The organism is Gammaproteobacteria bacterium (assembly GCA_016199745.1).
In the GTDB taxonomy this organism is placed as follows: Bacteria; Pseudomonadota; Gammaproteobacteria; order Acidiferrobacterales; family Sulfurifustaceae; genus JACQFZ01.
This window is the reverse complement of sequence record JACQFZ010000022.1, coordinates 355,083-376,104: the sequence shown is the minus strand read 5'-3', so window position 1 is coordinate 376,104 and position 21,022 is coordinate 355,083. Positions and strand designations below refer to the sequence as shown.

Annotated in this window: 22 protein-coding genes; 3 read left to right on the top strand and 19 right to left on the bottom strand. The window is 60.3% G+C overall.

Annotation, left to right across the window (positions count from 1 at the left end; genetic code table 11):
• Nucleotides 1–83: 83 nt before the first annotated feature.
• The gene (locus HY308_06680; protein MBI3897967.1) at nt 84–329 is read right to left on the bottom strand and encodes a hypothetical protein; all 246 of its coding nucleotides are present in this window, start codon (nt 327–329) and stop codon (nt 84–86) included.
• A gap of 90 nt (nt 330–419) precedes the next feature.
• Between HY308_06680 and HY308_06675 the strand changes: the two genes are divergently transcribed.
• Nucleotides 420–1,301: a carbon-nitrogen hydrolase gene (locus tag HY308_06675; protein MBI3897966.1), complete on the top strand. Its 882-nt coding sequence runs from the start codon at nt 420–422 to the stop codon at nt 1,299–1,301.
• Between the two features lie 75 nt (nt 1,302–1,376).
• Nucleotides 1,377–2,633, top strand: coding sequence for an RsmB/NOP family class I SAM-dependent RNA methyltransferase (locus HY308_06670; protein ID MBI3897965.1), 1,257 nt, complete (start codon nt 1,377–1,379; stop codon nt 2,631–2,633).
• Between the two features lie 220 nt (nt 2,634–2,853).
• Here the strand turns inward: HY308_06670 and HY308_06665 are convergent, their stop codons facing one another.
• Both HY308_06665 and HY308_06660 read right to left on the bottom strand, forming a co-directional pair.
• Complete coding sequence (locus tag HY308_06665) at nt 2,854–3,432, bottom strand: DedA family protein (protein ID MBI3897964.1); 579 nt, start codon at nt 3,430–3,432, stop codon at nt 2,854–2,856.
• A 140-nt stretch (nt 3,433–3,572) separates the two neighbouring features.
• Nucleotides 3,573–3,938, bottom strand: coding sequence for a peptide chain release factor-like protein (locus HY308_06660; GenBank protein MBI3897963.1), 366 nt, complete (start codon nt 3,936–3,938; stop codon nt 3,573–3,575).
• 94 nt (nt 3,939–4,032) lie between these two features.
• Here HY308_06660 and HY308_06655 point away from each other — a divergent pair, with 94 nt between their 5' ends.
• On the top strand, nt 4,033–5,148 hold the full coding sequence (locus tag HY308_06655) for a 3-deoxy-7-phosphoheptulonate synthase (protein MBI3897962.1): 1,116 nt from the start codon (nt 4,033–4,035) through the stop codon (nt 5,146–5,148).
• Nucleotides 5,149–5,186: 38 nt separating this feature from the next.
• Here HY308_06655 and HY308_06650 read toward each other — a convergent pair whose 3' ends face one another.
• From HY308_06650 to HY308_06575, 16 genes are all read right to left on the bottom strand, one after another.
• Complete coding sequence (locus HY308_06650) at nt 5,187–5,924, bottom strand: 4'-phosphopantetheinyl transferase superfamily protein (GenBank protein MBI3897961.1); 738 nt, start codon at nt 5,922–5,924, stop codon at nt 5,187–5,189.
• 9 nt (nt 5,925–5,933) lie between these two features.
• On the bottom strand, nt 5,934–7,148 hold the full coding sequence (locus tag HY308_06645) for a beta-ketoacyl-ACP synthase I (protein ID MBI3897960.1): 1,215 nt from the start codon (nt 7,146–7,148) through the stop codon (nt 5,934–5,936).
• A gap of 99 nt (nt 7,149–7,247) precedes the next feature.
• Nucleotides 7,248–7,673 (bottom strand): hypothetical protein, encoded by a 426-nt coding sequence (locus HY308_06640; GenBank protein MBI3897959.1) that lies wholly within the window; start codon nt 7,671–7,673, stop codon nt 7,248–7,250.
• Nucleotides 7,674–7,711: 38 nt separating this feature from the next.
• A complete protein-coding gene (locus HY308_06635; protein ID MBI3897958.1) occupies nt 7,712–8,935 on the bottom strand; it encodes a beta-ketoacyl-ACP synthase in 1,224 nt (407 codons plus the stop codon).
• Nucleotides 8,936–9,661 (bottom strand): 3-oxoacyl-ACP reductase FabG, encoded by a 726-nt coding sequence (gene fabG / locus HY308_06630; protein MBI3897957.1) that lies wholly within the window; start codon nt 9,659–9,661, stop codon nt 8,936–8,938.
• Nucleotides 9,658–10,068, bottom strand: coding sequence for a beta-hydroxyacyl-ACP dehydratase (locus tag HY308_06625; GenBank protein ID MBI3897956.1), 411 nt, complete (start codon nt 10,066–10,068; stop codon nt 9,658–9,660). The genes fabG and HY308_06625 overlap by 4 nt, the downstream gene beginning before the upstream one ends.
• Nucleotides 10,069–10,118: 50 nt before the next feature.
• Complete coding sequence (locus HY308_06620) at nt 10,119–11,315, bottom strand: beta-ketoacyl-ACP synthase (GenBank protein MBI3897955.1); 1,197 nt, start codon at nt 11,313–11,315, stop codon at nt 10,119–10,121.
• Nucleotides 11,316–11,323: 8 nt separating this feature from the next.
• Nucleotides 11,324–11,872, bottom strand: a complete 549-nt coding sequence (locus HY308_06615; protein MBI3897954.1) for a DUF3261 domain-containing protein — start codon at nt 11,870–11,872, stop codon at nt 11,324–11,326.
• Nucleotides 11,869–14,223 carry an MMPL family transporter gene (locus tag HY308_06610; GenBank protein MBI3897953.1) on the bottom strand — a complete coding sequence of 785 codons (2,355 nt, stop codon included), beginning with the start codon at nt 14,221–14,223 and terminating at the stop codon, nt 11,869–11,871. Before HY308_06610 ends, HY308_06615 begins: the two co-directional genes overlap by 4 nt.
• Complete coding sequence (locus tag HY308_06605; GenBank protein ID MBI3897952.1) at nt 14,220–14,825, bottom strand: outer membrane lipoprotein carrier protein LolA; 606 nt, start codon at nt 14,823–14,825, stop codon at nt 14,220–14,222. The genes HY308_06610 and HY308_06605 overlap by 4 nt, the downstream gene beginning before the upstream one ends.
• Nucleotides 14,822–15,322, bottom strand: a complete 501-nt coding sequence (locus HY308_06600) for an acyl-CoA thioesterase (protein ID MBI3897951.1) — start codon at nt 15,320–15,322, stop codon at nt 14,822–14,824. Before HY308_06600 ends, HY308_06605 begins: the two co-directional genes overlap by 4 nt.
• A 91-nt stretch (nt 15,323–15,413) precedes the next feature.
• Nucleotides 15,414–17,003 carry an aromatic amino acid lyase gene (locus HY308_06595; GenBank protein ID MBI3897950.1) on the bottom strand — a complete coding sequence of 530 codons (1,590 nt, stop codon included), beginning with the start codon at nt 17,001–17,003 and terminating at the stop codon, nt 15,414–15,416.
• Nucleotides 17,004–17,008: 5 nt separating this feature from the next.
• Nucleotides 17,009–18,718, bottom strand: coding sequence for a glycosyltransferase family 2 protein (locus tag HY308_06590; protein MBI3897949.1), 1,710 nt, complete (start codon nt 18,716–18,718; stop codon nt 17,009–17,011).
• On the bottom strand, nt 18,715–19,080 hold the full coding sequence (locus HY308_06585; GenBank protein MBI3897948.1) for a beta-hydroxyacyl-ACP dehydratase: 366 nt from the start codon (nt 19,078–19,080) through the stop codon (nt 18,715–18,717). The genes HY308_06590 and HY308_06585 overlap by 4 nt, the downstream gene beginning before the upstream one ends.
• Nucleotides 19,077–20,447 (bottom strand): acyl--CoA ligase, encoded by a 1,371-nt coding sequence (locus HY308_06580; protein ID MBI3897947.1) that lies wholly within the window; start codon nt 20,445–20,447, stop codon nt 19,077–19,079. Before HY308_06580 ends, HY308_06585 begins: the two co-directional genes overlap by 4 nt.
• The gene (locus HY308_06575; protein MBI3897946.1) at nt 20,444–21,013 is read right to left on the bottom strand and encodes a hypothetical protein; all 570 of its coding nucleotides are present in this window, start codon (nt 21,011–21,013) and stop codon (nt 20,444–20,446) included. The genes HY308_06580 and HY308_06575 overlap by 4 nt, the downstream gene beginning before the upstream one ends.
• Nucleotides 21,014–21,022 lie beyond the last annotated feature (9 nt).

The following is a 21,022-nucleotide window of genomic DNA, read 5'->3' as shown; positions in this document are numbered from 1 at the left end:
TAGGGTGGGCTGCGCCTTTCTGCCCACGCGTCGCGATTGAAAAAACGCACAGGCAACAAGCCACCCACCCCACACGGAATAAATTACTTCACCTCGACGCTGGTAGCCGTCATGCGGTATTCGATGGTCACCTTCGCACCCTTCTTCAATTCGCCTTTCACTTTCGTGCTCGCGTCGCGCGCGACTTCCCACTTTTCCTTACCCTTCTCGACCACGATCGCGTCGTCGCGCACGTCGACGATCGGCCCGGTCACCTGATAGGTTTTACCGGCCGCGAATACCGGCGCCGCCAGTAGTCCCATGAGAACTGCCGCCATCAAACGCTTCATAAATCACTCCTTGGTTTAGTTGGGTACGGACGCCGCGGACGATAGGGCGGCCGTCGCCGCACTGTCAAGCCACATGCTAGTATTGCGCGCATGACGAAACTCCGCGTAGGTCTGGTGCAGCATGCTTGCACCGAAGACCGCGAAACTAATCTGGCCGCGTCGATGGCCGGCGCGCGCGATGCCGCCGCCCGCGGTGCCGAGATTGTGCTCCTGCCCGAGCTCCATACCGGCGTTTACTTCTGCCAAACCGAAGACACGCGCCGCTTCGAGCAAGCTGAGCCGATCCCCGGCGCCAGCACCGAAACGCTCGGTCAGCTCGCCAAAGAATTGAACATCACTCTCATCGGCTCGCTGTTCGAACGGCGCGCCCCGGGGCTGTATCACAACACCGCCGTCGTGCTCGACCGCCGCGGCCAATTGGCCGGGCGCTATCGCAAGATGCACATCCCGGACGATCCGAGCTACTACGAGAAGTTCTATTTCACGCCCGGCGATCTCGGCTTCGCGCCGATCGCCGCCGACAAGAACAAGCTCGGCGTGCTCGTCTGCTGGGATCAGTGGTATCCGGAAGCCGCACGCCTGATGGCGATGCACGGCGCCGAGCTGCTGTTCTATCCCACCGCCATCGGCTGGGATCCGCGCGATACCGAAGCGGAGCGCGCGCGCCAACGCGACGCCTGGCGCACGGTGCAACGCGCACACGCCATCGCTAACGGCCTGCCGGTCATTGTCTGCAACCGCGTCGGTCCGGAACCGGATCCGAGCGGCGGTCCCGGCATTCAATTCTGGGGCTCGAGTTTCATCGCCGGCCCGCAGGGCGAAATCCTCGCCGAAGCGCCGACCGATCAACCGGCGGTGCTGGTGGTCGACATCGATCGCAAACGCACCGAAGACGTACGCCGTATCTGGCCGTTTTTCCGCGACCGTCGCATCGACGCCTACGACGATCTGACCAAGCGTTACGCGGATTAGACCTTCCACTCTTCCATCCCTCCGGCACACTTGCCGGGGGACCAAGGTGGGGGCATCAACAAGCGCTTAACCACCATGCCGCAACCGATTCATCTCAAACAATCCGCCGAGCTTCTGCGCGCCGTCCTTACCGGCACGGCGCCGGCCGACAAGCAAATGGAAACCTACTTCCGCGCGAACCGCGCGATGGGAGTACGTGACCGCGGCGAAGTCGCCGAAGTCGTGTATGCCTGCCTGCGGCACAAACGGCTGCTGGAACACCTGACCGAATCGAGCGACCCGCGGCTACTGATCGCGGCGCAATTCCTGCGCAGCGGCATCAGTGCCCGTGCCATCGAGGACACCGGTTTTATCAGCGACGCCCGCGCGCTCGCCACGCGTGTCCGTACGCTCGATCCGACCACGCTGCCGCTGGCGACACGCGCCAGCTTGCCCGATTGGCTGGCGGAACAATTGGTCAAACAATACGGTGCCGACGAAGCGTCGATCGTCGCCGACTCGCTGAATCAGCCGGCGCCGGTCGATCTACGGGTCAACACGATTAAAGCCAAACGCGAAGACGTCGAAGCAAAATTAATCGAAGATGGTTTTAACTGCAGCGCCACGCCGCACTCACCCGTCGGCCTGCGCTTGCAACAGCGCGCATCGGTGTTTCGTTCCGCGGCTTTTAAAGAAGGATTGTTCGAAGTTCAAGACGAAGGCAGCCAGCTCGTATCGCTGCTGCTCGAACCGCGCCGCAGCGAAATGGTGGTCGACTTCTGCGCCGGCGCCGGCGGCAAGACCCTGCATCTCGGCGCAATGATGGCCAACAGCGGCAGCCTGTACGCCTTCGACGTCTCCGCCGCCCGCCTCGAACGTTTGACGCCGCGTTTACGCCGCGCCGGTCTATCGAACGTGCGCTCGGTGGTGATCAGCAACGAACGCGATCAACGCGCGCAACGCCTCTACGGCAAAATCGATCGCGTGCTAGTCGACGCGCCCTGCTCCGGCATCGGCACACTGCGCCGCAATCCCGATATTAAATGGCGCACGATCGACCTGCCCGCGTTGATCGACACGCAAAAACGGATTCTGGGGGCAGCCGCGTCGTTATTGAAACCGGGCGGCCGTTTGGTTTATGCGACGTGCAGCTTATTGGCGGATGAGAACGAAGCCGTGATTGGCGAATTTCTCGGTCAGCATCCGCAGTTCAGTATCGTGCCAGCCGGCGAAATTTTGCAACGGCGACATATTTCGCTCGAGGCTTCCGATGACGGTGCGGTGCGGTTACTGCCGCATCGGCATAACACCGATGGGTTTTATGCGGTGGCGTTGGTAAGAGCGATGTCGTAGTAATAGTTAGTCGCCAAAAGTGAGAAGCACAGGAACGCTTTGCGCCACCCGGGGGGTGCTTTCTTTTGGTTACTTTTCGGGTGCTGTACCGGGACGTACGAATGTCGCGAGCGCAGGAGCGACCACCCGCAAAGAAAAGTAACCCTGGGTTGCGGGGCGGAGCATCCCGCTGATTATATTTATTACCTCGACCCGCATCGCCCCAACGGGGCGATTCAACCTACCCCAACCCCCTCTCCCGCGCCCGCTTCCGCTCCCGCACACGCACCACCGCCCAAATAACAACCCCGACTACCGCCAAAAGCGCCAGCACGTACAACTTGAGATGCCTAAAGTCGGCAACAAAAAGCTTGAACGCCTCGCCGAATAAATAACCGACCATACCGAGCGTGATCGACCAAATAATCGCGCCGGTCAGATTGAGCGAGAAAAATCGCAGCGGCGAAATTTGGCTGGCGCCGATGGCGAACGGCGTGACACTGCGTAGGCCGTAATAAAAACGGAAGGTAAGAATCAGAAGGTTTTTATGGCGGTAAAGATGCTTGTAGACCTTCTCGGCGTTCACCTTCCACGACAATCGCTTGGCCAAGATGCGCGGACCGTAATGACGGCCGACGTAAAAATACAGTTGATCGCCGAAAAAACTGCCGGCCAGACCCGAGACGATGACCCAGGGAAGCTCGAGGTAACCGAGGTGTGCCGCCAAGCCGCCGAGCACCATGACGGTCTCACCCTCGAGAAACGTAAAGACGAGGATAGCGAAATAACCGTAGGTTTGAATTAAATCTTCGATCGACATAGGAAATGCTGCGACGACTTGCGCCTAGTTAGGGGCACGCCGGCCGTGGCGCATAAAAAACCCGCGCATGGGCGCGGGGCTATCCTTTCGCCGGCAGATGCTACGTGAAGTCGGGAAATGGGACAACGGCAACTCATCGCTTAGTCATCGCTGCGGCTCGTGCGCTCACGTTTTCGCTGACCTTGGTGGCGCTTGGCATCCAACCGGCGCGCGCGGGCGCCGGCGCTTGGGCGTGTTTTCTTGCGCTTGCGCGGGACATGATTAAGTTTCTTTAAGCGCTCAATCAGGCGCTCGAACGCGATTTCGCGGTTGCGTATTTGTGAACGGGTGTCGCTGGCGATCACCACCACGCCCGACGGACCGTGCGTCAAACGTACCGCCGATTCGGTTCGGTTCACATGCTGGCCACCGGGACCGGCCGCCCGATAAGTGTCGATGCGCACCTCATGACGCAATACCGCCGCATCGGTTGCATACGGCGGCGGCCGGCGCTCGGTTATAACCATTACTTAATCCCGCTCATTTTCCAACGCTATTGCCGCGTCCTATTGTTTACAATGGGCAATCCAACAAACCGTCCGTGCGGCGCAACTGCTTCTTATGATCCTTATTCTTAAATCCGAAACCGACACGCGCAGCCCTGAATACCAACAGATCCTCGACTATCTAGCCAACAAGCCGGGCATTAAAACCCGGGTGCACCAAGAAATCGGCCGGCTACAAACGTTAACCGAAATCTACTTGATCGGCGACACCGCTTCGCTCGACAAGACCGAAATCGAAAGCCTGGCGGGCGTCGAACGGGTCGTGCGCGTATCGCAAGAATATCGCATCCTCGGACGTCACCGTGACGAACAACGCCCGGCCGGCTTCGAATACAACGGCGTCCATTTCGATCAGGACAGCTTGAACGTGTTCGCCGGTCTGTGCGCGGTCGATACGCCGGAACACGTCGAGCGCATGCTGCGCGTGCTCAAAGACCACGGCCAAGTCTGTACTCGCATGGGCGCCTATAAACCGCGCACCAACCCTTACGCCTTTCAAGGCCACGGCAAAACCTGTTTGCCATGGGTGTTCGACCTCGCCGGTAAATACGGCATCAAGGTCGTCGCCATGGAGATCACGCACGACTCGCAGGTCGACGAGATCAACGAAGCGCTGGAGCAGACGGGTCGACCGACCGGTGTGATGCTGCAAATCGGCACGCGCAACACCCAGAACTTCGAACTGTTAAAGATCGTCGGCCGCCAGCGCGAATTTCCAGTGTTACTGAAGCGCGGCTTCGGTATCACCCTGGAAGAATCGCTCAACGCCGCCGAGTACTTGGCGAGCGAAGGCAACCGTCACATCGTCTTCGGCCTGCGCGGCATGAAAACCAACATGGGCGACCCGCACCGCAACTTCGTCGACTTCTCGCATGTACCGGTGGTGAAACGTCTAACCCGCATGCCGGTATGCATCGACCCGTCGCACTCGGTCGGCAGCCGCGATCGTTCGCCGGACGGTTTACTCGACGTGTTTCATGTCACCGCCCAGGGCGTCATCGCCGGCGCCAATATGATTTTGGTCGACTTCCATCCAGCCCCGAGCAAAGCCTTAGTCGACGGTCCGCAAGCACTGCTGATCGACGAGCTGCCCTATTTCCTCGAAGATGTCGCCATCGCCCGCGACGCCTATGAAAAAAGGCGGAAGTTGGCGAAACGCAGCACCAGCTAACTCAACGGACTCTCTCTCCTAACCGGGAGAGAGATCATTTAGCGATCACGCCGCTGTGTCTGCCCCGGTGCAACCAGCGTCCGATATTCAATACGCGCATGACGTTCCGCTGAGCGAAACAATACCAGCGCACCTATTGCATCGACGCCGGCGAAAAATTCGAAACAATCGACGGCCTCTGTTGCCGGCGCAAGTCCTCTCGAACAAAAATGCACGCCGTCGGTTATCGCAAACATCAGATCGCGCAGCCGCATCTCCAAGCCTAGACCCAGCGCTTTACTACCGGCCTCCTTCAGCGTCCAGAACCGATAAAAGGTACGCAACCGTTCGGCGTCACTCTGCCGATCGAAAAATTCGCGCTCGGACGGCGTCAGTATTTCGTCGGCTAACGCGTCGATGGCGCGCACGCGTATCTGTTCGACATCAACTCCTACTCTGCCGATATCGCTCACGGCAACGACGACGTAATCGCCAGAGTGCGACAAGCTAATCGCCGGCGGCTCGATTTGCATCTGCCTCGAGCACGCGCGCGGTTGGCCATTGCGGTCGTTGACGATTTCCCAGGTCGCTGCCGGCAAACCCGACCAGGTGCTCAACGCCGTGCGCGCTAACACTCGACTGACGACGAACTGACGCTGGCGCTTGCGCGACATACCGGCGTCGATCTGGATGCGTTCGATCGGAGTGAGATAACTGTCGAAGCCGGCAGCGCCATCCGGCGTATCGAATAACCGGGCATCGGCAAAGTAGACGCCCACTTGAATGGCCGCGCCCATGCGACCCGATCAGGGAACGAAACGCCGGAACATCAGGCTGGCGTTGGTGCCGCCGAAACCAAAACTATTCGACATAACGACGTCGATCTCGGCGACAACGCTGTTGCGCACGAGCGGCAAGCCGACGAGCTGCTGATCGAGCGTATCGACGTTGGCGGAACCAGCAATAAAACCGTCACGCAGCATCAGTAGCGAGTAGATCGCTTCGTGGACAGCGGCGGCGCCGATCGCATGACCCGTTAAACTTTTGGTCGATGAAAAATGCGGCATACGCTCGCCAAAGACCTGGCGCATCGCTTGCACTTCGGAGATGTCGCCCAGCGGGGTCGACGTGGCATGCGTATTAACGTAATCAACCGAAACACCGGCCTGTGCCAACGCCAGGCGCATGACTCGGGCCGCGCCATCGGGCGACGGCATGACCATATCAAAGCCATCGGAGTTCGCGCCATAACCGACCATCTCGGCATAGATCGGCGCGCCGCGGGCACGAGCTTGTTCCAACTCTTCCAGTACTAAGATTCCGGCACCACCGGAAATGGCGAAACCATCGCGCCCGCTATCATACGGCCGCGACGCCTTTTGCGGAGCATCGTTACGGGCCGACGACAATACGCCCATGGCGTCAAACGACACTGTCGTCGTCCAGCATACGGCTTCGGCACCGCCGACGAACACTCGGTCTTGTTTGCCGGCCGCGATCAAATCCATGCCCTGACCGATGCAGTGTGCCGATGTGGCGCAAGCCGACACCATCGAGTAACTAACGCCCTGAACCCCAAAAGCGGTAGCAAGCGTAGCCGATGCCGTGCTGGCCATGATGCGCGGCACTTGGTACGGCGGAATTTTGCTGACGCCGCGGCGGCGCAAAATGTCGACTGATTCGATTTGATCGCGCATCGAGCCGATGGCGGAACCGACGATCAACCCGGTACGAGGATGGGCGATCTCATGCGTCGTCAGCCGCGCGTCGTCGACGGCGCGGCACATGGCGTGATAAGCATGCTGGGCACCACCACCCATGAAGCGCCGTAGCTTACGATCGATCGTCGGCAGATCGCGCACGTCGGGAATACCGGCGACATGGCTACGAAATCCCAATTGGGCATATTCGTCGACGAATACGATACCCGATCGCCCGGCACGCAGTGCCGTCGAGACTTGGTCCAGCTGATTGCCGAGACAGGAAACAATTCCCATCCCGCTGACAACGACGCGTCGCAAAGGAAAGTCTATCGAGTAGAGAACTGCCGCCCGCCGATAGAAACGGGCGGCGGGCAAACCCGGTTTATCACGGTATCGCCGCGCGGTTCCGCAGGAAGATTACTGCTGCCGCAAAAGCTCGGCATTGATCGCCGTGACGAGATTTTGTACCCAACGCGCGTAGTGTCCGCTGATCGTACGGCGACCGTCGCCGTGGTCCTTGTATTTCAAGAGTTCGCTGTCGACATACTTGATGACATATTTCTTCGTATCGTAGGCGACATCAACGGTCAATTGCTCCCGTCCCTTATAGTCAAGGTGCAGCTGTATCTTGCCTGGCGCGTCCTTCTTTATTTGCCAGCTGTGTGTTTGGGCACCGATCATGATGGCCTTCTTTACTGCAGCTTGCGTCAGCGCCTTATCGGAAACACTGACGATAGGCACCTCGCGGTCTTCAATCTCAACCGCGCGCGTGGCAAAGGCCGCTGTCGACGACAAGGTCAAGGCAACGAACGCAAAAATGGCAAACGCTTTTATCGGACGCATAGCAAAAACTCCTCTATTGTTAATAGTTCAACCCACTCTCAAAGCCGTTTAAAGACGAGCGATGTATTGATCCCGCCGAATGCAAAGTTGTTGCTCATGACATGCTCGTTTTGCATGACGGCTCCGTCGCCACGAATATATTGCAGCTCGGCACAAGCAGGATCGATGTCATCGAGATTGATCGTCGGCGAGTACCAGCCATTACGCATCATTTCGATCGTCAGCCATGCCTCGATCGAACCGCAAGCGCCGAGCGTATGGCCGATATAGCTCTTCAGTGAACTGATCGGAATACGACTGCCGAAAACCTGATGGGTCGCGCGTGACTCGGCGATGTCACCGCGATCGGTGGCGGTGCCATGCGCATTGACGTAACCGATCGCCGATGCCGGCAAGCCAGCGTCTTTGAGCGCCAGCTCCATGGCTACCGCCATGGTCGCCGCCTCCGGTTGCGTGACATGCGCGCCGTCAGAATTACAGCCAAAGCCAACGACTTCGGCGTATATCTTGGCGCCACGCGCCTTGGCATGCTCGAGCTCTTCGAGTATCAACGTCCCAGCGCCCTCACCGACTACTAAACCGTCGCGCGCACGATCGAACGGCCGCGGAGTCAGCTCGGGTTTGTCGTTGCGCGTGCTGGTGGCGAATAAACTGTCGAACACCGCGACGCCGGCAACACCGAATTCTTCCGAACCGCCGGCAACCATCAACTGCTGCCGACCGAACTTAATCGCTTCGTAGGCGTAACCGATTGCCTGACTGCCCGAGGTACAGGCGGTGCTCGTTGGGATCAGACGACCGCGCAAACCGAAATACAGGCCGATATTGACGGCGCCGGTATGGCTCATGATTTGGATGTAGGTGGTCGACGTTACGCCCTGCATCTTGCCGGTCTCGATCATGCGACCGAATGCCGGCAGCGGTTCGGCACTGCCGAACGACGAGCCGTAGGCAATCCCCATGCGACCATCGCGAATGATCGGATCGTTGAGCAGACCGGCATCTTCGAGTGCCAGTTCACTGGCGCGTACCGACAACAATGCGACTCGACCCATCGAGCGCACGGTGCGGCGTGGATAATGTTCGGGCACTTGAAAGTCGAGAACCGGCGCGCCCAACCGGGTGTGCATATCGACGTACTTATCGAATTCCTGAATCTGCCGAACCGCGCTCTGCCGCGCGCGCAGCCGCTGTTCGATCTGCGCCCAACGCTGACCGAGCGCGGTAATACCACCCATGCCGGTAACGACGACGCGTTTCATCTAAGCGATCCCACCGTTAATGCCGATGACTTGGCGCGTGATGTAAGCCGCCGGGTCTGACATCAAGAATGCGACTAAGGCGGCGACCTCGTGCGGCTTGCCGACACGTTGCATCGGTACCAGCTTGAGCGCCTCTTCCACCGACAGGTCTTGCAACATTTCGGTCTCGACCAGTCCCGGCGCGACACAATTGACGGCGATGCTGCGGCTGGCAAGCTCGACCGCCAACGCCTTGGTAGCGCCGATGATGCCGGCCTTGGCGGCGCTGTAATTGACTTGCCCGCGATTGCCGATGACGCCGGAAACGGACGCCAAGGTGACGATGCGGCCGCCCTTGCGCAGCCATACCATGGGCATGATGAGCGGATGCAACACATTGTAAAAGCCGTTGAGACTGGTACTAATTACCTCGTCCCAGTCGTCGCCACTTAAGGCGGCGAAGGTGTTGTCGCGGGAGATGCCGGCGTTGCAGACGACGCCATAATAAGCCCCGTCGCGCTCGACCGCTTCGGTCAAGGCAGTACGGGCAACGTCGCGATCGTTAACATCGAACACGAGCAAATCGGCGGTCGTACCGCGCGCCTTGAGCTCTTCGACCAAGCGTTCGCCTTGGTCGCGCGAGCGCCGGCAATGCACGGTGACGGCGAAACCGTCGGCCGCCAGTCGTGTTGCAATCGCGCGACCGATACCGCGGCTCGATCCCGTCACTAACACGCGCCGCGTCACGATGGTGTCTCTTCCATAAACTTCTTGATGTCTTCCGGTTCGTACACTTTGATCATCGCCGTCGCCAAGCGCTCGCCGCGGTTATCGATGTAACAATCGAACGCACCGAGACCGTTCGGTTCGCGATACTGCATGTCGGCCGTTATGTCGAGCACCGCACCGCCGGTAAACACCGGCACGCTGCAAACGTACTTGCGGGTACCGAGTAGAAAACCGATTTTGATCGGCAGGCCGTGGCGCAATTGCCATAAACCAAAATAAGCGGCGATGGCTTGCGCCATCAATTCGATGCCAACCCAGGCCGGCATATTACCGTCGGCGTCGGCATACCACATCGTCGATCGCACCGTCGTTTCGACCGACAAGCGATCGCCGTCGGCGACAGTGACGCGGTCGACCAGCAGCATGGCGCCGCGATGCAGCAGCAATTGTTCAATGGGAGGAAGCAACTCTTGCGTCACGAGCGATCGCTCAACACCAAACTAATATTGTTACCACCGAATGCGAACGAATTGCTCACCATGATTCTCGGACGGCGCTGCGGCAACCGTGTGGTCGTATCCGCCAATGTGATCGGCGGAAGCTGCGGATCGGCCACGCCATCCCAGATGTGGGGTGGCGCCGCGTGCGCGGTATTGTAGCCGGACAAAGCAAGCCAACAAAACCCGGCCTCGATCGCGCCGGCGGCGCCGAGGGTGTGGCCGGTGAACGGCTTGGTCGAGCTGCAAGGAACCTGCATGCCGAACACGCGGCTGACCGCCCAGGCCTCCATAAAATCGTTTTGCGGCGTCGCCGTCCCATGCAAATTAATGTAGTCCACCTGGGTCGGTTGGAGGGCAGCATCGGCCAGCGCCGCCCGCAACGAAAGCTCGGCGCCCTTGCCTTCCGGGTCGGGCGCCGAGATATGGTGCGCATCGCTCGATTCGCCGACCCCGAGCAGCGCCACCGGCCCGGGCTCGCGCGATATCAGGAACAGCGCCGCCCCCTCGCCGATGTTGATACCACGGCGGTTGCGGCTAAGCGGATTGCACAGCTCGCTGGTGGTCAGCTCGAGCGAACCGAAACCGCCGACCGTAAGCCGGCACAACGAATCGGCGCCGCCGGCGATGACCGCGTCGCACAAACCGCTCCACAGCAAATGTCGCGCACAAGCCAGTGCCTTGGCACTCGAGGTACAGGCGGTCGAAACGACGTAGGCCGGACCATCGATGTTCAACGCCGCTGCCAGAAATGGGGCGGGACCGCCGATTTCCTGTTGTCCGTAGTGAAACGCCGACAGCGGCTCGCCGTTGGCGAGCGCACTGATCGCGGCCTCGCCCTCGGCGATACCGGAGGTGCTCGTGCCGATGACGATGCCGACACGATCGCGGCCGAAGCGGGCAATCGCCGCGTCGATATCGGCGCGGATCTCGTCGGCAGCGGCTAGTAATAACGCATTGGCCCGGCAACGATAGGCACTCAAGGAATCGGCGATGTCCGGCAACGGCGCTGCCACGCGACCGACGCGTGACGACTTAGTCGCGTGCCAATCGGACGTCAGCACCATGCCGCTGGTATCGGCGCGCATCAGCCCGGCCCACACCGCCGCCTTACCATGACCGACGGCGCTAAGGATACCTAAGTTATGCAGATAACAAATCGGTCGATCCGTCATAGCGTGCACTAATCCAATGTCTCGATGGCGAGCTCGTAACCCAAATCCAGGTAACGCAAACGCGCACGACGACATGTGGGGCGCTGGCCGTCGCAACTCGCGCTGAAAACGACGGCATCGCCAGCGAGCAGCTGACGCATGCCATCGGTTTCGCGCAACTGCGCGTTCGCTCCCTGCAGCCCAGCGCGCGCCTGCGGTAACGGCCACAGCGCCAACTGCAAGCCGGCCAAAATTTGCCGTGCATCGACACCACCGCCGGCGGGCATGTCGGCGGAAATTTCTTTACCGGCGTAATCGAAACGGATCAACCAGACACGCTGACCGAGCGGCGTCAGCCCCACCATGCGCATCCCGTTCGCGTCGGTTTCCAAGTGCACGATAAAGCGCGCCTTGCTGTCGGCCGACGATAACTCAACCGATTGCGCGGCCGCTAACGTCGGACCATTGGCTTGCAAGCAATAACCGGCGGCACCGAGCGAAGTACACGCATCGAGCGGGCGCACACCGGCGCAACCCAACAACGCGAATAACGGGACAACGAGCCAAATTTTTTTCATCGACTTTCCTGGCGAACGCTTATACCGAGGAGCGGCGCCAACAGCACCGTCACGACGATCCCGACGAACAAGGTCGAACCGAACTGACTCAGCGCCGGCGTCGAGCTCCAACCGAGCAGCCCGAACGACAACAACGTGGTCGCGGCCGATAACAGTACACCGAGCAACACCGCACCGCGGCGACCGATACCCTCGCGTAGGAATATCGTGTAATTCACGCCGACACCGAGCACCAGCAACAGCGCCATGATGTTGAACAGCGTCAACGGCGTGTGCCGATAGCCGCAATACGCAACGGTTGCGACCAACGCGGACAACGTCGGCAACAACGTATGCGCGGCGGCGCGCAACCGATAACGCCAAATAAGCACAGCGAATATCAACAGAATGGCGATCGCCAATGCACCGCTACCGAGCTCACGATACTTACGGAATAATTTGGATACGTCGCCAGCCTTGTTGACGAGTGTGACACCGGGTAAATCTTGCGCCGCCGGTTCCAACACGGCGACCGACTTGAAGCCGGACAGCGTCACGACCGATGCGTAACCGTCGACGTCCTCCCCTAACCATAGGTGACGCCATGGCACCGTGCCCGGCCAAGCAAGCCAAGCCGCCGGCTCCAAGCGTTGTGTCGCCGACTGTCGGTAGTCGGCGCCGTAACGCTGGGCCACGTCGGCACGAAAACCTTGCGTCGCCAGCACGCGCGTGAGTTCGGCGGTCGGTGCGAATACCTGCGCCCCGTACCAAACGTAATTCTGCTGCTGATGTTTGCGTGATGGCACGAAGTCGCTGACCGCCTGGTGCTGCGTCAACAAGCCGCGGCCTTCGAGCTCGCGCAGCCGCGGGGTCAACGCTTCTTCCCGTTCCAATAGCTGTTGCGGGTCGCGCCCTTCGACCAGAAAGAACTGTCCGCCCTGATCGAGGCCGGTCAGACGACGCACCGCTACTTCCTCGTCGGCCAACTGCTTCGGCGGATTGATCAGTAAGCGCACGTTGTCGTCGCTCGTCAGCTGCCACCAACCCGGCAACGAAATGGCAACGATAGCGATTATCACTAACCAGCGCACCCGCGCCGACGCGTAACGTTCGACGCCGGCCAAGGTACGTTCGGCCGCTTGTAACAACGCTTGCGGCCGCCGCCGTGCCGGCGCCCGTGTTACCCATGGCAGCAACAATACGACGACAACGTACGCCGTTACCAAACCGACGATGGAAAACAATGCGATCTGGCGCAATCCGGGAAACGGCGCCAGCGCCAATGCGCCGTAGCCGAGCACGCTGGTGATAACGGCGATGCTGATGCCGGGCAACACTGCCCGCAACCCACGGCGCGCGTCCCAGCTCGGACCCGCATCCAGGCGCGCCGCATAATATTGGATCGCATAGTCGACCGCTTCGCCGAGCAAGCTGGCACCGAACACCAGCGTAATTAGATGCACTTCGCCGAAGACGAGCACGGTAACGACGATCGCCGCACCGATGCCGATCGCCACCGACAACAACCCGAACAGAATCGGCCGGAACGAGCGAAACACCAGATACAACATCAAGGCGATACCGACGAGCGAGCCGATGCCGATCAAATGCAGCTCGCGCTCGGCACTTTCGCGCGCGGCGATGGCATAAAACGCCGCGCCGGTGCGCAGTACCGTCACATCGCGATCGAGCGCACCGTAGGCGCCGTTAAACACCACCTGCAATCGTTGTTGCGCCGCGGAGTCGTGCGGCGAGGCATTGATCGCGGCCGACAGCACCACAAATGTGCGATCGCTGTCATGCGCCAGCAGCCAACCGTCGGTAAATTCGAGCGTGCTATTGGCGCGCAGCAACGGCAATGACGCCAAGTAACCATCGAATAATCCGAGCGGATCCTGCTGCAGCGGCGTACCGAAACCGGCGCGAAACGGATCGTAAAGCCGCTGCTGTAAACGCTGCTGCACGAATTGCCGTGGATCGCCGGCAATGCCGCGATCCGCTTCGGTCAACAACTGAAAGCGATACGGCCGATAGGCCTCTCGCAGCATCGCCAAATCAGGGGTAGGAAATTGATAATGAACATCACCGACGATGTCGTTGTTGGTTGTCAGCGCTTGTGCGAATTTACGCGCATTCTGCTGCGCCGTTGCCGGCGAGGCATGGCCGATAAGAAAAACCAGCCGGCGGGTCCATTGATCTTCCAGCTTCGACGCCGCGCGCTCGACCGCCGGACTGCGACCGGTGTTGGGCAATAGCGCCAACAGATTAGTCTGCACTTTGATGGCCGGCGCATGCTCACTGAACCACGCAGCAAGCATGGCCACGACCGCCAACAGTAACAGCGCGGCGCCGACCGCGCGGACACGGATCATTCGCGCGCCAGTGCACGTCGCTCGGCAGCGTCGAGCGACGTTGCCTCTTGCGTTTGCCGGAAGCGGATTAGCGTCGTGTCACCATTGGCCTCGTCGAGCAACACCTCTTCGACAAAGCGCCCGCCGCGTAAGCGCACGGTCTTGAACGCCTGGCGCAACGCCGTCTTCGGCGTCAGCAATAATTCCCAGCGATTGGCGGCACCGCTGGTGCTGGCCGTGAAATACTGTTCGAGCGCGGCGATGTCCGGCTCGAGCAATGCGCGCAACACTCGACCGACATGCTGCATACCCGGCTGCGACGCGGCGCGCAGACGTGTGCCGCTCGGACCGACCTCGCTGACACCGTTCTCGTCGAGCGCGTAACGCGCCTGATAAGGCTGCTCGACCGTCCACAAGACGCCTTGACCGCGCCCATAGACGAATCGGCCGGAGGTCGTAATCGGCCGCGTCAACGCCGGAATGGTTTTGGTCTGGGTGAACTGCGCGCGCAATACCGCCGCTTGGCTCAAGCCGGTGGCAATTTTTTTGAACGACGCGTCGTCACTACGCACCGGCAGCGGCAATAACAACAAGGCAACAACAAATCCAATAATCCGTTTCATCGACACCGCTCCACGCATTCCACTAATATATTCGGCGAGGCGTATTGCATCTCGCCGGTCGATATCGCCACCGCCACTTGCACGGTGTAGCCCTTGGTCAAACGCTCGCCGGTCGCGGCGTCGTTGATCTCATAACCGATTTTCAGTCGGTATTCGTATTCCAGTAACCACGCTTGTGCTTGCAGACGCTGGCCGTATCGCGCCGGTCGCACGAACTTCAGCTGATAGTGAACCACCGGCCAGAGAAAGCCGGAGGCGCGCATTTGTGGGTAGTCGTAATCCAACATTTGCAACAATCGCGTACGCGCGTGCTCGCAATACTTGGCATAGTGACCGTGCCACACCACTTCCATCGGATCGACGTCGTGGAACGGCACCTCGATTTCAACCTCGGCTCGCAACTGGGATTGTTTCGGTTTTGACGCCACAGCAGACCGCTCAACGAAGAGCTTCCCTCTCCCCTTGCGGGAGAGGGAACGAGGGAGAGGGGGAGTCATAGAGGTTGCCGACGATGCCCCCTCTCCCCTGTCCCCTCTCCCGCAAGGGGAGAGGGGGACGTTTAATCAACATCGGTATCACCATAAAATATTACGGATACAGCGACCACGCCTGTGCACGAATCGCTTCGACGAAGAACAACAGCGTTTCGTCGAGCCGGCGATCTTCTTCAAGGAACTCGAAATGCAGTCGCGTACCTTCGAGGAAACTACGCACCTCCGGCGTCAGCGCGCTACGGTTGAGCTCGCCTTGGCGCTCGCGCAGCAAAATGCCTTGGTAGGTCGCCAGCATCATCGCCGCCGCCACTTGTTCGGTCAGCTCGAGCACGCGCAAGCAATCGCGCGCGGCGATCGTACCCATGCTGACCTTGTCTTGATTGTGCGATTCGGTCGAACGCGAGAACGCGGTCGCCGGCATCGTCAGTTTCAGCGCCTCGGCAGTCCACGCCGACACCGAGATCTGTACTGCTTTGAAGCCGTGATTGATCGGCGCGCGCTCGGGCGATGCGCCGGACAAATTCTGCGGCAAGCCGTGATTGAATTTGCCGTCGACCAGCAACGCCATCTGCCGATCCATCAAATCGGCGACGCTCGCCACCGCCGTCTTCATCGCGTCCATGACGAAAGCGATATGGCCCCCGTAGAAATGGCCACCGTGCAACACCAAGCGCTCGTCGGCATCGACCAGCGGATTGTCGTTAGCGCTGTTCAGTTCGTTTTCGAGATCGCGCCGCATCCACGGCAACGCGTCGCGTAACACGCCGATCACGTGCGGCGCACAGCGGATCGAATAGCGATCCTGCAAGCGCGCGCCGTTGCCGTTCGGGCCGGTGACCGCCATATCGGCATAGATCCATTCCGCAATCTCCGCTTGCCCGCGATGCGGTTTAGCAGCAAATAATTTCGGATGAAAATGATCGCGATTGCCACGCATTCCGAGCGCCGCCAATGACGTCAGCCGCGCACTCAAGCGCGTCAGATATTGCGCCCGATCCCACGCCAGACAGGCCAACGCCGTCATGACGGCCGTGCCGTTCATGATTGCTAAACCTTCTTTTGGCGCCAGTGTCAGTGGCGTCACGCCGCGCTCGGCCCACACCTGCGCCGCCGGCCGCACGCGGCCACCGTGGATGACCTCGCGTTCACCGATCAGTGTTGCCGCGACGTATGACAACGGCGTCAGATCGCCGCTGGCGCCGACCGAACCTTCGCACGGGATGCGCGGCAGGATGCGATCATTGATGAGTTGCGCCAACCGTTCGAGCAACACCCAGCGCACGCCGGAGTAACCTTGCGACAACGAGTTCAAGCGCGCCGCCAACACTGCCAGCGCCGACTCCTCGTCGAGATAAGCGCCGAGGCCGCAACCGTGATAACGCACCAGGTGATGCGGTAGCTCAGCCACCAAATGTCGCGGGATCTCGACTGAGCACGAATCGCCGTAGCCGGTATTAACGCCGTAGACCGTGCCGCCGCTTGCGAGCACTTCATCGAGAAACGCAGCGCTATGGCGGATGCGTTCGACGAACGCCGGCTCGCGACTCAAAGCGACGCTGCACCGGCGCCGGGCGATCGCGATCACGTCTTCAATCGTAAGCGCGCGACCGCCGATCGATATCGGTTGCTGCTCGGCGGCAGGTTTCGCGCTCACCGAATCGGACGCGCTGGGCTTGGATCTCATCGTACTCATGGCAACGCCACTCCTCTTTTCTCGGGTGCCGCGGTATCGACGGCTTCGCCCCAGAAATCGTAAAAATTGAACCACTCGTACGGCGATTGTGCGCAGTGGTATTCGATCCGCTGGGCGTAACGCTGGACATAACCCCGCAGCACTTCTTCGCGTCCGCGTCGCGGTAACTCCAGGCGCTCGCACAGCGGCTCGAAAGAAATGCGGTAGCGTGCGCCTTCGCGCCGGCAGAACAGCAAGTACACCGGACAACCCAGCACCGCCGCCAACACCAACGGGCCCTGCGCGAACGCCGCTTCGTGCCCGAGGAACGATGCCTTCACCGAGCGGCTGCCAGGCGGCGTACGATCGCCGGCGATGACCAACAATTCGCCGCGATCGAGCCGCTCGTGCAACAACACGGCGGTGTCGGGTCCGACCTTGGCGATCGGAATCAAGTTGAGCCGAAACGCATCGTTCGAGTTTTCTAACATACGATTGAACCGCGCTGCGTTCTCGATATGCGTCAGCACATTGAGCGAACGGATCCCGCTGTAGAGCGCCAAGGCACGCAGGAATTCCAAGCTGCCGACGTGCGAACCGACCAACAATGCACCGCGCTTGCTGGCGATAATCGCGTCGAGCTGTGCGCGATCGGGGAAATCCACTTGCGTCAGATCGATACGGCCGAGCCAGGCGGCTAGCTTGTCCAGATTCGATTCGGCGAAAGCGAACATATGCCGCCAACTGTCGCGCCAAGTCGGCGGCGCCGGCAACGCCGGCGTCGGACCGGTGTGCGCATAGAGCCGCTGCAAGTAAAGCGCTGACGCGCGCCGGGCGCGACCGCCGGTGACGAAGAAGTAACCGACGATGGGAAATAGCAGCCAGCGCGCGACCCGCCGGCCGAGCAATCGAAAGGTAAAGAAGACGATCAAGATGCCGAGATAACTGCCGCGCTCGGACGTGCGCCACCAATGCGACGACTTCGCCGAGCGTTTGAAGTTGCGCGCCAGCAACATCGGCAAACGCAACAACATGCCGCCGACCAAACGCGTATGCGCGCCGGAGATGCGCAGATTGTCGCGCCACATATCGAAATGCGAGACGCCGTCCAACGGATAACGCACGCGCGTCGGCACATTGACCACCGGCATACCGGCCCACGCCAAGCGGACGATGATGACGATGTCGAAATCCATGCGTGTCGGTACGGCGGCGTTGTCGACGACCTCCCACGTGCGCGCCAACGGATATAGACGGAAACCACACATCGAATCTTTGATGGCGAACGACAGGGTTTCGACCCAAACCCAAAAATGCGTCAGATAACGTCCATACAATCGCGCCTTCGGCACCGACTCGTCGTAGATCGGTTGGCCGCAGACGACCGCGGTCGGGTCGGTCGTCCCTTCGGCGAGAAACTTGGGCACATCGTTGGTGTCGTGCTGACCATCGGCATCGATCTGCAACGCGTGCGTGAAGCCGTCGGCCAGCGCTTGCCGCAAACCGCGGATCACGGCCGCGCCTTTGCCACCGTTTTCCGCCAGATGCAGTAGTCGCACTAACGGTTCACTGGCGGCAATTTCGATCAATCGCGCACGCGTCGGTTCATCGCTGCCATCGTTGATCAGATATATCGTCAACCCATGAAGCCGCAATGCCGCAACCGTCGGACCGATCGCGTCTTTGTGGTTATAGACCGGGATGACGATGCAAGGGCGGAAAGTCATGGGGGTGTGCCGAAGACGATACGGCCGGAAGAATATTTGCCGCCGTCGTTGCCATAAGCGAACGCCAGCAAATTACGTTCGACGTGATACTGCAGATCGAGATCGAGTTCGGTCTCGGGTGGCGTGACGCGATGGAACTTCAGATTGTCCAAGCCGCGAAATACACCGGTCACACCCAAGTACCGTTGCCCGAGCGCGATCGCCCAATGGACTTGCACCACGCCCGGCAGGATCGGCCAGTCCGGAAAATGACCGGCGAAGAATTCGAGATCCGGCGTCAACCGCAGGCGCAGCCGAACCGCCGCGTCAGCGCGCGTCTCGTGCAGGATTTGTGGTGCTAGCAGCGGGTTGTTCTTGTTCACGGTTCGGTTTGGGCCAGCAGGGCCAAAAGGAGCGCGGATGATACCTTGCCACGCTCATTAAGCGGCATAACCTCGGGAAAGCGCCAACGCCGCGGTAACAGTGGCAATTCATAGTATTGACCAAGAAATTGCTTAAGCTCGCCGCTGGTCGTCCGCTTTCCCGCGTGTACCAGCCGTTCCCGGCCTTCGGCCGTCAATGCGACCACGGCGCCGAGCAGACGACGAGCGCCGTCGACCGGTACAACGCCGGCGTCGCGTACCCACGGGTGGCCACGCAGACGCTCTTCCATCTCGGTCAACGACAACCGCTTCTCTTCGATTTTGACGACTCGATCCAAGCGTCCGCGCAAGCGAAAGCGGCCGTCGGCCAACCTATCGACAGCGTCGGCCGTAGCGAGCTCGGCGTCAGCGCCCGCGAACGGTGAACGCACGTGCAACGCACCGTCGTCGCCGCGGCGCACGGCGACACGCGGCAACGGCGTCCACGCATCACCATCGTTGTCGTCGGTCTGTATCCGCCAACCGATACCGCCGGTTTCGCTGCTGCCGTAAACCTCGGTCGGCGCGCAACCGATGGCGCCGCGGTAGATCTGCGCCGTCTTCGGCGACAACGGACCGCCGGAGGAAAATACCAAACGCGCGTGCGCTGCCAACATTGTTAGATCCATCAACTCCGGCAAGCGACTCAGTTGCGCTGGGCTCGACACGATCACCGCCCGACCGAACTGGCGCAGTCGCGGCAGCAACTCATCCGGACCGCTGCAAGCCATCACATCGAACGGCCGGCCAGCCGCGAGCGGCCACAGCAAACGAAACAACAAACCATATATATGGTGATGCGGCACCGTGCCGACGACAGTCGACGTTGCCAATGTCTCGCCCCAAACTTGTTCCAACACGTCGATCTCGGCGGCGAGCTGCAGCAAATTTTTGCGAATGCGTTTCGGCGTGCCGGTGGTACCGGAGGTATAGAGATCGATCGCAGCATCGCCAGCGATAACGCCGGTCGCCAATGACGTCGACATTTCACCGACGACGACACGCGCACCCGCAGGACACGGGTGGTCGCGGCGATCGACGATCCAACCTTGCGCGTCGTTAGTTAGCGACGCGAGTGTGCCCGGCTGAAAGTTGGGCGGGATAACGACGCGCTTGCCGCTCAATACAGCGCCGAAGAAACCGCATATGAAATGATAGGCGTCGTCGCTGCACAGTGCCCAACTCGTTTCCGGCCGGTTCGACAACTGCGCTGCCACGCCGGCAACGCGCGCGCGAAAATCTTGCCACGACAGTACCGCCGCGCCGCGATATGCCAGTGGCTGCGAATCCGGTCGGGTACCGACGAACAATTGCAACAACGACGTCACGACGTGTTCCCGCGCGCCAACCAATAACGACGAAATACACGCTCACCCAATAACAAGGCGCCCATCAATATATAAGCGATCAGGCCGTTATATAGCGCCCATGCTTCGCGCGACATGAACAACGCCGTGTAAACCGCGATCGAACCGTTGGCAGTTAAAAAACCACACCACACCCACGTTAGGCGCTTGGTGTAACGCACTCCATCCGGCGGCAACTCCGGTTGCTCGAGACGCGCGAACCGTTCGATCATGCTCGGTGGGCGATATATCGTGAAGGCAAATAATGAGAGCGTAACGGCGTTGAGCAACGCCGGATAAAGCCGCAGCAACAGCTCGTTATTCGTCCACCAAACCAATGCCGCGAATACGCCGACGATGCTGATCAACGCCGGTCCAGCCCATTCCAAGCCGGCCATGAACGTGCGCGCTTGCCGCCGATGGCGCAACAACAGCACCACCAGCAACGCGATACCGAGATAGCGGACTTCTACGTACTCGAGGGCAAAGTAGACAGCCAGCGGGTAGAGAACCAACGACGCGGCGCGTACCGCCGCGGACCAGGCCATCGTCTTAAC

Coding starts and splice junctions, on each gene's coding strand:
- HY308_06610 (MBI3897953.1), bottom strand. CDS start 14,223: ATGATCCGTGTCCGCGCGGTCGGCGCCGCGCTGTTACTGTTGGCGGTC.
- HY308_06625 (MBI3897956.1), bottom strand. CDS start 10,068: ATGCTGCTGGTCGACCGCGTCACTGTCGCCGACGGCGATCGCTTGTCG.
- HY308_06640 (MBI3897959.1), bottom strand. CDS start 7,673: ATGCGTCCGATAAAAGCGTTTGCCATTTTTGCGTTCGTTGCCTTGACC.
- HY308_06595 (MBI3897950.1), bottom strand. CDS start 17,003: ATGAGATCCAAGCCCAGCGCGTCCGATTCGGTGAGCGCGAAACCTGCC.
- HY308_06650 (MBI3897961.1), bottom strand. CDS start 5,924: ATGGGCGCGGCCATTCAAGTGGGCGTCTACTTTGCCGATGCCCGGTTA.
- HY308_06655 (MBI3897962.1), top strand. CDS start 4,033: ATGATCCTTATTCTTAAATCCGAAACCGACACGCGCAGCCCTGAATAC.
- HY308_06620 (MBI3897955.1), bottom strand. CDS start 11,315: ATGACGGATCGACCGATTTGTTATCTGCATAACTTAGGTATCCTTAGC.
- HY308_06605 (MBI3897952.1), bottom strand. CDS start 14,825: ATGAAACGGATTATTGGATTTGTTGTTGCCTTGTTGTTATTGCCGCTG.
- HY308_06590 (MBI3897949.1), bottom strand. CDS start 18,718: ATGACTTTCCGCCCTTGCATCGTCATCCCGGTCTATAACCACAAAGAC.
- HY308_06660 (MBI3897963.1), bottom strand. CDS start 3,938: ATGGTTATAACCGAGCGCCGGCCGCCGCCGTATGCAACCGATGCGGCG.
- HY308_06665 (MBI3897964.1), bottom strand. CDS start 3,432: ATGTCGATCGAAGATTTAATTCAAACCTACGGTTATTTCGCTATCCTC.
- HY308_06600 (MBI3897951.1), bottom strand. CDS start 15,322: ATGACTCCCCCTCTCCCTCGTTCCCTCTCCCGCAAGGGGAGAGGGAAG.
- HY308_06575 (MBI3897946.1), bottom strand. CDS start 21,013: ATGGCCTGGTCCGCGGCGGTACGCGCCGCGTCGTTGGTTCTCTACCCG.
- HY308_06675 (MBI3897966.1), top strand. CDS start 420: ATGACGAAACTCCGCGTAGGTCTGGTGCAGCATGCTTGCACCGAAGAC.
- HY308_06635 (MBI3897958.1), bottom strand. CDS start 8,935: ATGAAACGCGTCGTCGTTACCGGCATGGGTGGTATTACCGCGCTCGGT.
- HY308_06615 (MBI3897954.1), bottom strand. CDS start 11,872: ATGAAAAAAATTTGGCTCGTTGTCCCGTTATTCGCGTTGTTGGGTTGC.
- HY308_06680 (MBI3897967.1), bottom strand. CDS start 329: ATGAAGCGTTTGATGGCGGCAGTTCTCATGGGACTACTGGCGGCGCCG.
- HY308_06670 (MBI3897965.1), top strand. CDS start 1,377: ATGCCGCAACCGATTCATCTCAAACAATCCGCCGAGCTTCTGCGCGCC.